This window comes from Tildeniella sp., from assembly GCF_059505325.1.
The window spans coordinates 54,153-66,687 of record NZ_JCACKI010000027.1 but is presented as its reverse complement, the minus strand read 5'-3'; the positions used below and the strand labels follow the sequence as shown (position 1 = coordinate 66,687).

The 12,535-nt window shown below is 51.2% G+C and carries 13 protein-coding genes; 6 read left to right on the top strand and 7 right to left on the bottom strand.

The features are described 5' to 3' along the window. Window positions 1–101 precede the first annotated feature (101 nt). Together AC5JO6_RS11395 and AC5JO6_RS11390 are read right to left on the bottom strand one after the other, a co-directional pair. Window positions 102–1,232: a polyamine ABC transporter substrate-binding protein gene (locus tag AC5JO6_RS11395; RefSeq protein WP_496081184.1), complete on the bottom strand. Its 1,131-nt coding sequence runs from the start codon at window positions 1,230–1,232 to the stop codon at window positions 102–104. Between the two features lie 179 nt (window positions 1,233–1,411). Further along, window positions 1,412–2,542 (bottom strand): ABC transporter ATP-binding protein, encoded by a 1,131-nt coding sequence (locus AC5JO6_RS11390; protein ID WP_496081180.1) that lies wholly within the window; start codon window positions 2,540–2,542, stop codon window positions 1,412–1,414. A gap of 421 nt (window positions 2,543–2,963) precedes the next feature. Between AC5JO6_RS11390 and mrdA the strand changes: the two genes are divergently transcribed. From mrdA to AC5JO6_RS11370, 4 genes are all read left to right on the top strand, one after another. Continuing rightward, window positions 2,964–4,781 carry a penicillin-binding protein 2 gene (mrdA, locus tag AC5JO6_RS11385; RefSeq protein WP_496081179.1) on the top strand — a complete coding sequence of 606 codons (1,818 nt, stop codon included), beginning with the start codon at window positions 2,964–2,966 and terminating at the stop codon, window positions 4,779–4,781. Between the two features lie 242 nt (window positions 4,782–5,023). Beyond that, window positions 5,024–6,751: a CHAT domain-containing protein gene (locus AC5JO6_RS11380; RefSeq protein ID WP_496081178.1), complete on the top strand. Its 1,728-nt coding sequence runs from the start codon at window positions 5,024–5,026 to the stop codon at window positions 6,749–6,751. A gap of 173 nt (window positions 6,752–6,924) precedes the next feature. Then, entirely contained in the window at window positions 6,925–7,593 is a 669-nt protein-coding gene (locus AC5JO6_RS11375) for a hypothetical protein (protein ID WP_496081177.1), read from the top strand. A gap of 49 nt (window positions 7,594–7,642) precedes the next feature. After that, window positions 7,643–7,933, top strand: coding sequence for a DUF1871 family protein (locus tag AC5JO6_RS11370; RefSeq protein WP_496081176.1), 291 nt, complete (start codon window positions 7,643–7,645; stop codon window positions 7,931–7,933). Between the two features lie 64 nt (window positions 7,934–7,997). On the opposite strand, the gene AC5JO6_RS11365 is transcribed toward AC5JO6_RS11370, so the two are convergent. From AC5JO6_RS11365 to AC5JO6_RS11345, 5 genes are all read right to left on the bottom strand, one after another. Beyond that, the gene (locus tag AC5JO6_RS11365) at window positions 7,998–8,213 is read right to left on the bottom strand and encodes a DUF4926 domain-containing protein (protein ID WP_496081183.1); all 216 of its coding nucleotides are present in this window, start codon (window positions 8,211–8,213) and stop codon (window positions 7,998–8,000) included. A 26-nt stretch (window positions 8,214–8,239) separates the two neighbouring features. Continuing rightward, a complete protein-coding gene (locus AC5JO6_RS11360) occupies window positions 8,240–8,572 on the bottom strand; it encodes a DUF6883 domain-containing protein (protein WP_496081175.1) in 333 nt (110 codons plus the stop codon). Window positions 8,573–8,640: 68 nt separating this feature from the next. After that, the gene (locus AC5JO6_RS11355; RefSeq protein ID WP_496081182.1) at window positions 8,641–8,799 is read right to left on the bottom strand and encodes a DUF6887 family protein; all 159 of its coding nucleotides are present in this window, start codon (window positions 8,797–8,799) and stop codon (window positions 8,641–8,643) included. A gap of 151 nt (window positions 8,800–8,950) precedes the next feature. Then, the gene (locus tag AC5JO6_RS11350; protein ID WP_496081174.1) at window positions 8,951–10,522 is read right to left on the bottom strand and encodes a polysaccharide deacetylase family protein; all 1,572 of its coding nucleotides are present in this window, start codon (window positions 10,520–10,522) and stop codon (window positions 8,951–8,953) included. A 30-nt stretch (window positions 10,523–10,552) separates the two neighbouring features. Continuing rightward, window positions 10,553–10,762 carry a hypothetical protein gene (locus tag AC5JO6_RS11345; RefSeq protein ID WP_496081173.1) on the bottom strand — a complete coding sequence of 70 codons (210 nt, stop codon included), beginning with the start codon at window positions 10,760–10,762 and terminating at the stop codon, window positions 10,553–10,555. 777 nt (window positions 10,763–11,539) lie between these two features. Between AC5JO6_RS11345 and AC5JO6_RS11340 the strand changes: the two genes are divergently transcribed. Together AC5JO6_RS11340 and AC5JO6_RS11335 are read left to right on the top strand one after the other, a co-directional pair. Continuing rightward, window positions 11,540–12,223 carry a V4R domain-containing protein gene (locus AC5JO6_RS11340; protein WP_496081172.1) on the top strand — a complete coding sequence of 228 codons (684 nt, stop codon included), beginning with the start codon at window positions 11,540–11,542 and terminating at the stop codon, window positions 12,221–12,223. Beyond that, window positions 12,220–12,531 (top strand): hypothetical protein, encoded by a 312-nt coding sequence (locus AC5JO6_RS11335; RefSeq protein ID WP_496081171.1) that lies wholly within the window; start codon window positions 12,220–12,222, stop codon window positions 12,529–12,531. Before AC5JO6_RS11340 ends, AC5JO6_RS11335 begins: the two co-directional genes overlap by 4 nt. Window positions 12,532–12,535: the final 4 nt, after the last annotated feature.

The window sequence follows — 12,535 nt, the reverse complement described above, 5'->3', positions numbered from 1 at the left end:
CTGACCGCTGACCGCTGACCGCTGACCGCTGACCGCTGACCGCTGACCGCTGACTGCTCATTCTGTCTAACCACTAACAACGAATGACTAAAAACCAATCCCTAACTGCTACTCAACTGTGTCCAATATTTCTCATAAAGCTCCGTAGTTGCCTCTTTGACCGGTGCAATGCCCTCGCATTTGGTTAACAAGTTTTCTGATGGAAAGAGGATTTCATTGTCGCGCAGTGGCGCAGGCAACTGGTCATGCGCCGATTGATTGGGAGTCGCAAAGTTGAGACGCTCGGTCATCTGAACCGCAACAGACGGTTGCAAAACATAGTTAATCCAGGCGTAAGCGACATCGGGGTTGGGGGCAGTTTTGGGAATGACCATCGTGTCGCTCCAGAGTGAGGTGCCGCTGCTGGGAATCGCATACTTCAACGCGGGATTGGCAAGCGTGACTGCCATTGCATCGGCTGAGTAGCCCATCGCAATGAGCAAATCGCCAGCAATGAGTTGATCGCGCCATGCATCTGTGGTGAACGAGGCGATCGCGGGTTTCAACAGCGTCAGTTTTTCGTATGCCTGTTTAATTTCTTGAGGATTGCTGGAGTTATAAGAGTAGCCGAGCGATCGCAGCGTTGCGCCCATCACCTCTCGCGTATCGTTAATCAACGTCATCCGACGCGACAGGGTTTGCTGATGTGTCCATAAATAGCTCCAGTCGGTTGGTGCCGGGTTGAGCTTAGCGCTGTTGTAGATTAAGCCCGTTGTCCCCCAGCTAATGGGCACATGGTAACGGTTACCTGGGTCGTGAACGGACGATTGGAACCTTGGCAGAATATTCTCCAAACCTTGAATACGGCTCAGGTCAAGCTGTTGCAGCAGCTTGAGTTCAATCATCTTTGCCACCGTGTAATCTGAGGGATAAATGATGCTGTAAGCCGCGCCTTTGCCTGCCTGAAACGCCGCCAGCATGGTTTCGTTGGAGTCAAACGTATCAGCAATCACTTTTACGCCCGTCTGTGCTCTAAACCCTTCTAGCAAGGCATCGTCGATATAACTTGACCAGGTGTAAATGCGTAGTTCATTGGCTGTTCGAGCACTCTGCTGCAAAGGGCGCACTTCCGCCAGCGTCCAGCCACAGCTTGAAAGCGTTAGCCCAGATACGACCCCAGTCGCTGCCTGCAAAAATGCTCGCCGCGATCGGTTTCTGGTGAGGTTGGGTGAGGGGAGAGGGGGAGGCACGATGGGTAAGGGGAGAGGGGTGAGGGGGGTGAGTGAGTGAGGGGGTAGGGGGATGGGGAAGCAGGGGGGTGAAGGTCTTAGGTTTTAGGTCTTAGGTTTTAGGTCTTAGACTTTGAGTTTTAGGTCTTAGGTTAATGCTGCCTCCTGCCTCCTGCCTCTTTCTAGCAACCAACAACTGCCTCTCAATTCGTTGGGATCGCCAGACAATCGCCTGGTGCCCATTGGACGTAGATCGGCAGATCGGCATCGGGTAGTTCGCCGATCGCGTTGGGTTGCATGACGGTGAGACGATCGCCAGAAACGAGGTCAATCACATAGTGGACGTGGGTACCCAAGTACATCACATGCCGCAAGCGCCCTTCAAAGCAATTAATCACATCGGTGGGAATGGTACGGGTGACGTGAATTTTTTCGGGGCGCACGCTGACAACAACCTGTCCAGAGGTTAACGGGGTCGATGTTTCAAGCGGTCTGACTTTCATCTTCAGCCCATTGGTGGTCGTAATCCAAAGCATGGCGGGGTGAGCGCCCTCAATTTTCGCCGGAAACAGGTTTGTATCACCAATGAAATCAGCCACGAAGGCAGTTTGCGGCTGCTCGTAAATGCGGTTAGGTGTATCAATTTGCTCGATTTTGCCGAGATTCATCACGGCAATGCGATCGGACAGACTAAGCGCTTCTTCCTGATCATGCGTCACCATGATGAACGTTAATCCTAGCTCCTGGTGCAGGTTTGACAGTTCTACCTGCATTTCTTTACGCAGCTTCAGATCAAGTGCACCCAGTGGCTCATCCAACAGCAGTACGGCAGGACGGTTGACAAGGGCGCGTGCCAGCGCCACCCGCTGCTGCTGCCCACCAGAAAGCTGAGCCGGAAAGCGGGTCGCAAACGCTTCCATCTTGACGAGTTTCATCGCTTCCTGGACGCGATCGATGATTTCTGCCTTACTCCGTTTCTTAATGCGCAGCCCAAAGGCAATGTTTTCGCGCACGGTGAGATGGTTGAACAGCGCATAGCTTTGAAAGACCGTATTGACCGGACGGCGATACGGCGGCACCTGAGTCATCAATTGACCCTGGATCAAAAGTTCTCCTGCGGAAAGAGAATCGAACCCTGCAATCATTCGCAAGGTTGTGGTCTTGCCGCAGCCAGACGGACCCAAAATGCTAAAAAATTCGCCTCGACGAATGCCCAGGTCAACGCCTCGCACAGCCGTTTCACCATTAAATACCTTAAAAACTTTACGGAGTTCAACATCAAACCCGGTATCAGTCGCCGTAGAGCGCTGGTTATGCGTGATGGTTTGAGACATAGTGGCAATTCCCTATGGTTGATTCCGTACACAAGGTGCAATTGAGGTGCAAGAAGGGGTTTGAGTGTGTCGCTAAACGCTTTCTGAAGCCGACACTTAGTGAGATTTGTCCATCTTCTGATAAAGTGACGGATTGTACGTATCGTTTTATTTTACTAGCGCTGACTTCATACGCTTCTCCTTATAACCGCTTCTAAACCTGAAACGATCGCCCAACGTTCGATGCCAGAAAATTTTCTAACAGCCAATTAACTTAGGATACGGTACTGGTGAACGTTACATTGCAGCATCCAAAGAGGTCATCAGATGGAACAGCGCCTTGTTTTAGATTGCCCAACTTAATGCTTAATGACTCATTGATGCTCGTCAACTATCGCAAACAGACGAGCCGTTTGCAGTTAACGCTAACCCTGATGTCTGTATGACTTTAACTCAACCGTCCACCATTACGACTCAGCCCACATCCCGCACTGTGGGGCGACGCTACCAGTCAATTGCGGTCATGATGGGCATTTCGTTGGTCTTGCTGGCAGGCATTGGAAGCCGCCTTGCCTACCTGCAGCTGGTGGAGGGCGATCGCAATCGTCAGCTAGCCGAAAATAATCGGATTCGCTTAATTCCAAGACAACCAGAGCGGGGCAAAATCGTCGATCGCAAGGGCAAAATGCTGGCAGGTAGCCGTTTGTCGCATTCGGTCTTTCTTTGGCCCCTGGCGCGTAAGAAGGCAGAATGGGCAAGCACGCTACAGCGTTTGTCTCAAATTCTCAACGTGCCGGAAGCGAACATTAAAAATCGTTTGGAGCAAGCAGGTTATACATCGCCATTTCTGGTACGCATTGCGCGGGGCGTGAGTCCAGCACAGGTGACGGCGCTGGCAGAATACGGTGGCGAGATGGAAGGCGTGCAGGTGGATGCTGAGGCGGTGCGCTATTATCCCAACGGCGATCTAGCCGCTCATGTGATTGGCTACACAGGCGAAATGGACGATCGTGAGCTTGAAAAGCGCAAAAGTGAAGGCTATCGGCTGGGCGATGTCATTGGTCAAATGGGCATTGAGGCGACCTACGAAACGCTGCTACGCGGCGAATGGGGCGGGCAACAAGTTGAAGTGGATGGCGCTGGGCAGGTCGTACGAGTGCTAGGTAAAAAGCCTACGCAAACAGGCAAAGATGTTCAACTGACACTGGATCTGGATTTGCAGAAGGCAGCGGAGGCAGCACTGGGCGATCGCAAAGGGGCGATCGTGGCGATCGATCCCACCAATGGCGCAGTCCTTGCAATGGTTAGCCGTCCAACCTTCGACCCCAATTTATTTTCCACCCGCATTACCGATGCCCAGTGGCAACGTCTGCAAAGGAAAGATCATCCCTTTGTTAACCGCGCTGTGCAGGGCTTTCCACCTGCCAGCACGTTCAAAATTGTCACCACCACAGCGGGTTTAGAAACAGGCAAGTTCAGCCCAGACACGGTACTGGGCACCTACCCATCGCTGACTGTGGGCGGCATTGAATTTGGCGATTGGAACCATGCTGGTTTTGGTCCGCTCGGCTTCGTCGGCGCGTTGCAGTGGAGTAGCGACACCTTCTTTTATCAGATTGGGATGGGTGTGGGCGATCGCAACCTCATCCAGTGGACACGACGCTACGGCTTTGGGCGCAAAACAGGCATTGATCTGGGCGAAGAAGAAAGCCCCGGACTCGTGCCCGATGATGAATGGAAGCGCAAAGAAGTCAAAGAAGGCTGGTTTTTGGGCGATACGGTCAATATGTCGATCGGACAAGGCTTTCTCCAGGCAACTCCTCTCCAGGTTGCCGTGATGTTTGCCGTACCTGCCAGCGGCGGCTATTTGGTCAAGCCACACCTGCTGAAAGACAACGAAGCTGCCCAAAACTGGAGCGAATCCCTCAACCTGAAGCCAGACACCATTCGTATTCTCCGCGAAGGACTTCGTGCTGTAGTCGATGGTGGTACGGGTGCAGCGCTTGATGTGTCGTCACTGCCGCCTGTCGCTGGCAAAAGCGGCACCGCTGAAGATATCGGACGGCAATCTCACACCTGGTTTGGAGCCTTCGCGCCCACTGCCAAACCAGAAATCGTCGTCGTTGCGTTTGGCGAAAATTCCGGTGGTGGTGGTGGTTCCTTCGCTGCCCCTATGGTGCGTCAAGTACTAGAGGCATATTTTCATCCGCAAAAGGCAATTACTAGTCCCAGTCAGATTGAGCCAGTGCCAACGGATTAGGGCAGGAGGCAGGAGGTAGAGGGCAGGAGGCAGAGGGCAGGAGGCAGAGGGCAGGAGGCAGAGGGCAGAGGGTAGGAGGCGGGAGGTAGAGGGTAGAAGTAATTCAAAACTCGAAGCTCAAAACTCGAAATTTAGCCTTTAGCTTTCATCCTTTCTCCCGTCTCCTGCTATCAACTGAGGCAAACTCGGACTAGACTATTTAAAACAATCCTGATGTCGTGATGGGCTGGTCGTCCCTTTGAATGTCCTTGTCTGAAATTCCCTGCTTGAATTTGGCGATCGCACCTTTACGCGCCGCCAACCACTTTGCGATTCACGTCACACAGGCTCCGTATCCAGGGGGTTATGTTCTGCATGACTGTCTGTGGTCGGAGTCCTTAAAGCATCTGTGGGACGGCTGGCAAGAGATGTTTTCGACCAGAAGCCTACCGGACGTGCCGCAAGTCTCACAAGTCGATGCCCTGCCTCCTAATCTCATCTTGCCACTGGAGACACCGCCATCAGCTCCCACTCCGCCCATCAGCCAGTCGGGGCGGTTGATGCAAAGCCTGGGAATGAGCCTCTGGCAGTGGCTTTTTGATGGTGCCATTCAGGGTAGCCTCAACCATAGTCAGGGGATTGCGATGGGGCAATCGAAACCGCTGCGGCTACGGCTGGAAGTGCGTGATCCGAACTTGGTGGCGTTGCCGTGGGAAATTATGCAGGATGGTGCGGGGAAACAGCCCATTTCTCTTCAGCAGCAACTGTTGTTTAGCCGCACGACCAGCGATGTCCATCCGTTGCCAGAGCTGCGATCGGACAACATTCTTAAGATTTTGCTGGTGTTGGGTCAGGATTCTGAACCAGCGTCGGGTTTTTCTCATGGCTCTGCAAGTACGGCTCATCCCGAAACACTACAAACCTTGCAGCTTGAGCAAGAAGCCCATGTACTGGCACACCTGCTAACCACGTCTGGCAGCAGTGGTATTGGGGGCGCAACAATTACACCCTGTCAGGTGGATACGCTGGTGCAACCTACGCCAGCCGCTTTGATCAGTCAGCTTGAAAAGCATACCTATAACGTGTTTTTCTATGCGGGACACGGTGTTCCAGCTCCAGACGGTGGGCTGCTGTTTTTGCGACCTGGTATGACTTTGAATGGCACTGAGCTGGCGCAAGTGCTCACTCGCTGTCAAGTGAAGCTAGCAGTCTTTAATGCCTGCTGGGGTGCCCAACCCGATCACGAACCGATCGCAGACTCCACAGTGACACCATCAGTCTCGCGATCGCAGGCGATGCCGCGCAGTAGTCTCGCAGAGGTGCTGATCCATCATGGCGTGCCAGCCGTTCTAGGAATGCGTGATTCCATTACTGACGAAGAAGCGCTGAGTTTTATTCAAGCGTTTGCCAGAGCACTCTCAGGACGAGTGCCAATCGATCAGGCAGTTGCCGTTGCCCGTCAGCATCTGCTCACGCTGTATCGCTTCAACCAACAGGCATGGACGCTGCCTGTACTCTATATGCATCCCGAATTTGATGGCGAACTGTTGCAGCCGCTTGAGGGTGGCTTAACCGCAATGCCAGGACCCATTACGCGCCTGGGACAGCCCAAGCCCGATGCTGCCCTGCGATCGCTCGTCACTGCAAAAGTTTGGCATATTCAGAACGGCTTTATGCGAGTCGGGCGCGATCGGGGCGAAAACGATCTGGTACTACAGGAAGATCAGGGTGGTGTCTCGCGCAAACACGCCGTCATTTTTTGTCGTCAGTCGCAACCCAGTAGTAATGCCGAAACGTCCTACTTTCTCGAAGACGTTTCGCGCTTTGGCACCTGGATGCTGGAGCCTGGTGTGGAAGCCAATAGCTGGCGTAAAGTCCATCGTCAGGAAGTACCCTTGCCACCGGGTACGCAATTAAAATTTGGCAGTTCCCAAAACGAGGCGCTGGAATTTACCACAGCTTTGGACACACCAGGCAGTTCTACCGTTTAAAGGCTTCAATGCCAGAAGCCTCAACTGCCCCTGTGCCGACGTTCAAGTCCATTCTGGAGCAGACATTTCTCACCCAAATGACGTAAATTAGATCGAGTTGCGGAACGGACAGCGATCCCCATGTAGATCACACCAACGAGGTCATTTTTTCAGTGCATGATAGGAGTTTCGCTATGGAAAATAAAGTAATGTGTTCCGACAATCAAGCAAATTCAGAGGCTAATGTTGAGCAAGCGCTGTGGGCAGCACTGCTTCATGCGGAAGGTGTAAGTTCTTCCTGGACGGGAGATGCACCGCTTACCGAAGACAAGTTTATGGTTGCAGAAGACCCGAATGCCAAGATTCCTTACGTCTGGAACCCTGCGACACCTGAGTCAGAACCATTCTTTACAGCCTTAGAGCAAGCGTTACCCCTGGATGACTGGAAAGTAGATGAAGTCGCTACCCGTTCCAATGTGTTCTTTGCCCAGGTGAATCAGCTTTGGTCTACGGCATCCCTCCAAGAATCCCTCATGCAGCGCTTTGCGACCCGCGTTCCCCAACAGTTATTGACTGCGATCGCCACCCGCGCCCAACACGTTTTGTCCAGTTCCATCTCTCTCGCTGATCAGCTCGTGCAGTGTGTTCAAGAGGCACTTCCCAACCTGGCAGAAGACGATTTATACGTCCTGGCACGTCCCCTTGCTCATGCTATGCGAGGCAACGACACCCCCATTGAAGCGACCCTCAATCGCGTCCGTTCTGTTGAATGGGACGCGCTTTCTGAGGTTGAACAGGCTCGTTTAAGTTTGGCGATCGCCCGTTATGCGTTGGCTGAACTAGAAGCAAAGAGTGAAGAGTGAACCAGTTATTCGGTGCTCAGCAAGTAGAATTGATGAAGAATCTTAACGTGTGAATACAAAGCGCGATTACGACCTGGCGCTCGGTACAGTCCGTGCAACCATACAAGAATGGGATCCGTATGGGCTTCTAAAAACTGGCGCACCTCCAGATGAATTTGATAGTGAGATTGCATCAATAGCTAGTCAAATTCCTCGAATTCAATCGAGTCATGATGCAACCCTAGTTATATCGAGTGTGTTCTCATCTAACTTTGAACCACATCTGTTCACACCAGAAAGCTGTAGTGATGTAGGAGAAAAGCTCTACCAAGTTTTGGAGGCGCAAGGATTATTAAAGTAGGATTCAGCGTCGATTAAAAAATTGGAAGCCTTAAATAAATTTTGTAAAATTTGACTCATTCGTTTTAGAGCGGTACGATTTCAGCGATCGGTTGATGGTACAACGCCATTAATTGTTTCTGCTTTAATGTTTCCAGCGCATACGTTCGTCCTTGCGTATCGCTGAACTCAACCTCAAAAACGCCAGGTTCGTACACTTCGACAATGGTTCCAACCTGCCCACGATACAGCCTTAGATCTGGCAAGTCTTCAATCAGTGCGATCACATCCAACAATTTCATTGGTGAATTCATTTGTTAAGCCTCCTTTATAAAATATAACAAGTTACTAACCGAGGAAAGTTCTCGTCATAGCGCACGATCCAGGCACTCCGAACGACTGCCAGCTTTTCAAACCGAGTCATAGAAAAATCAATGACATATTTTTGTCCATGTTGATTCAATTTGCCTGGAACAGCATCATCGTTTTTAACTGCTTGTAACAAAGCATCTCGTAACTCGATTGCGTTTTCTAACCGAATGCCTAATGCCGCTTGAAAAACGTAGGCTTTATGTTGTCCATCCGCATGTTCTGGATTCAGGCAGTAATTAGTCAGCTTTTGCATGTCGATAACGGCTTGGTCAGGGTTGGGTAACTTCATAGATAGACATGACATCCCTGCACGTTAGCCAGCAGCAGTGCCCACCCTTGATCTAAAGATTGACCGTTTTAGGAGGCTTCTTGCTGTCTTTTACTCTCCAAGTAGTCTGCGATCGCTTCAGCTACATCGTCCTCAGCTTTATAAACCCGTAAGTCTGGGTTCTCAGCGTGTTGTTGATCCAGATAAGCTTGTAAGGCTTCTGCATCAGCTAGATGGTCTAGATACAGGCTCGAAGTGGGGAGTTGTCATGCTAGTGAGGTCTACTTCACGCTCATACAAACCTCCAGTCTCCCTTTAGGTCGAGGTGAAACTCAAAAACCACTGTATGAGACCATCTACAGAAGCATCTACAGAAGCGTGTGGCGAAGTTTGCTCAACCTAACGAGAGGATACTAACGCGCAACGTGCGTTCAGTTCGTCCGCAGGTGGCACCAGCGCCACAACATGCGGTACGGGGCGAGGTGTATAACCCACCAATGAAGCGCCTTTGTAGGCGAGGGATGTGCTGGCACCAGAGTCAAGCATGACCGCATCCCGAAAACCTGCTTTGGCTAGCGCGGCTCCTAAATCAACCGAGCCGATCGGTTCCTGAGAAACCCCAATTTTTGGTTGCCCTGCCTGGTTAATGCCCCAGAAAGCTCGGTGCCGTAGTTCGTTGACGCTATACAGGCGACCAAAGCGCTCAATGGGTTGAGGCTGCTCATTGTCCACAAGCCAGCCAGCCGCCACAAACGCATCTGTAACATCGGGCATTTCCGCCTGAATGCCTTTCAGAGTATTGTGTTTGATGTAATCAAAGGGCACAAACTTAACGGCATTGGGACTAATCAACACCAGCGGACGCTTGGCAAGGAAAGGAATTTCGCCCCGCTTGCCAGGGATAAATTCGCCCTCGGACTGACTTAGAACAGGACCTAGCATCGCATTAGAGTCTAAAAACTCCAGGGAGAAAAACCCACCATCGACGGCTGCGATCGCCCCTGTTCCTTCCAAAATTTTCGGTACCTGATCGCGAGTGCGGGCATGGATCGTCGTTGGTCTACCACCTGAGATGAAAATAAACGGCGTATTGTCAATCGAGGCATCGGTGCGAGCGACAGGAGACGTAAAGTCAAAGGTCTGGTTCCAGGATGGCAGTTTGGGACCACCCCAGGCAACATCCACCATTTCGGTTAGGCGCGATTGCCCAATCCGCCCGATCGTCAGCAGATTATCTGATTGCCCTGCTAATCGCTCATCGTTGTCGTCCATTGTCAGTGCGGCAGCGTAACCTGCCTGTTTCACAGCCGCGACTGCCTGACCGTCAAACTTCCCTTCAGGATAGGTGAAATAGCGCACAGGCATACCCAACTCTAATTCCAGAATGCGCTTCGACTCCTGGGTTTCGATCGCAAGCTCACTTTTGGTTAGCCCTGCCATCACTTTATGACTCACGCTATGGGAAGAGATCGTGATCAATGGGTCTTTTGCCATCTCCCGCAGTTGCTCCCAGGTTAGGCTCGATCGCCCTAGTTTTTTGCTTACTTTGGCAGTGTAAATGGCGAAGAGAGCGGGGTAATTATATTTTTTTAGCAATGGATAGACGTAATCATAATGACCGCTATAGCCATCGTCAAAGGTCAGCAGAATCGGCTTTGCAGGTAAGGGCAGCCCTGTCCGTAGATGTGTGACTAGCTGATCCATGCTGATAGGTGTTAAGCCTTTCTGCTTGATCAGTTGGAGGCGCTGCTCAAACTCTTCGGGAGTGACATCAAAAAACACCTGTTTTTCCGGCAGGATGTCGTGATACATCATCACAGGCACTCTGGCTAACCGGGCGCGTTGGTTAATTTCTGGAAAGGCTGGTGCATTCAAGTACGCCAGCATCTGCGGTGCCACCTGCCCAAGCAACGTACTCATACCGACCGCTGGTTGTTCCATCCACGTTGCCGTTTGAGTGACATCACTCACAAGCTGGGTTAACCCGCCAGTTTGAGTCGATCACAGTGGCTGACACTGCGTTGGCAATACCTCAGTCGGCATGCCAGTCGGCTCCTCTGTACTGGGTGCATACGTCCACGCTGGGTTAAAGAACCCACTGTAGAGTGGCAGCAGCAGCGTCAAGCTGCTGATCAAAACCACCGTGCGATCGCAAACCTGCTGCTGTACAAATGGGTACTTTGCTAGCGCTTTAACCCAAGCTTTCATCATCAACTTCTGTCTTTTTTGCACGACCCCACCTACCACACACGGTTTTAGACAAATGAGCTTAGACGAATTGACAGCGATTAGTGTTCGTGAGGCAATCAAACTCTTGCGGCGCTACAAGCTGTTGATCTCTCAGCTTGCAGTGTTGCGTGAACCAACCTGAAATACCCTTGCTAGATCTACCCTATTTCTGAGCGTTTGTCAGGTTTTTTAGCATACCTGCTGTCTTAAATGCGATCACGGGCTTGATGCCTTACTGTTTAACCTTGTGACGTTCGCTGAAGGTTTGATGCAGGCATTCAGCAAAAAAGCCCCCCAAGGGAGGCTTAGTTATGGTGATTTGACTCTAGGACATCTCTATAATCAGTGATTGCCAAGTCCAAAAACTGTATCAACGATCGCTTGCTACAGGCAACTTTTCCTTGAAAAGAGGTTTAAGCAGCGGATTGTAGAGCTTCCCTAACATTTCGAGCATACGTAAGACCGTTCTTGCAACCTTCAGACAACGGTTATTTGTGAAGATTTTCAACCAATCGATGACGGCAGGTTAGATCGTCTCAGCCCAGGGAACATTAAGCCAGAAGCACTAACAATAGCTGATTCAAGGCGGCTGCTCTCTTCTCCTAGCTCCCGGTTGGCTTCGACAGTTGCTGCCCTTCCTTGACTGCCCTGGTTAAAGCTCACAAAGTTTTGGCTCTTGCTTTACAGCACTGTCGCTGGTCGCTAGCTTTGCCGTTTGCGTGACTATTCCTACTACTTGAATTTCGCTGAGAAAAGACTATGGTGATTGCAACGCCTCAAGAAAACTCTGTCAAGTTGAGAAACCCCAAAAAGCATAACCATTACGGGTTTCGGGATTTTTTCCAATTTGACCAGGACAAGGGCACGATCGTCGATTGGAACGGCAGCAGAAATGTGCTGACCACCGAAGATTTCATCATTGGTCTGGTTGAAGGCTTAGAAGAAGAAGTGGGTGATGCCTCAGCCGCGACGATGTATACGATCGGCTGCGAATGGGGACAAAAAGACGCGTTCTTCTTTGAAAAGTGGTTTGAAAAAGAATTCGATCGCAATCTGCGTCAAACGAACCTCTTGTTTCTGCTTGAAACCTGGTGGTGGCCCTTCACCTCCCAAGGCTGGGGGCGCTGGGAAGTAGACATGGGCGATCGCAAGCAGGGCTTCATGTTTATCAACGTGTTTGACTCTGCGATCGCCCGCAGCCTTGGTGACGTGGGCAAGCCCGTCTGTTTCCTTTATGCCGGACTGTTCGCTGGCTTTTTTACGGAAATGGTGAAAAAGCAGTTGAGCTGCATCGAAATTCAGTGCTACTCAATGGGCGAGACCTACTGCAAATTTCTCCTGGGTGGTCAAGACCGAATTGATGCTGCGTCCTTCTGGCTCAACGAAGGGGCGACCGCTAAAGATATCGAGAAGCGCTTACGTACAGGAGACTTACTACGATGAGTGCGCTAACTCTACCCCAAACGAATGGTTCCAAAGCCCTTCCTGCTGTTGAAGCGTGGCAACGAGACTCTGTACGAACCTTCTTCACAGGCATTAATTGGGAAAACCATACGCCTGCTGTGCAAGCAAACAAACTGAGCTTGAGCGAACACAGCAACGCGCCTCTCAATCTCAAAATGAGCGTCTGTCAGTTTTTCGCTGCGATTAACTGGGACGGTATTGCGATCGCCGCTCCCACAGTTGTACAGCCTGCTCCGCCATCAAAACCTGATGACCTCACTCTAGACAGCTTTTCGGGACTGTTCTAAAGGC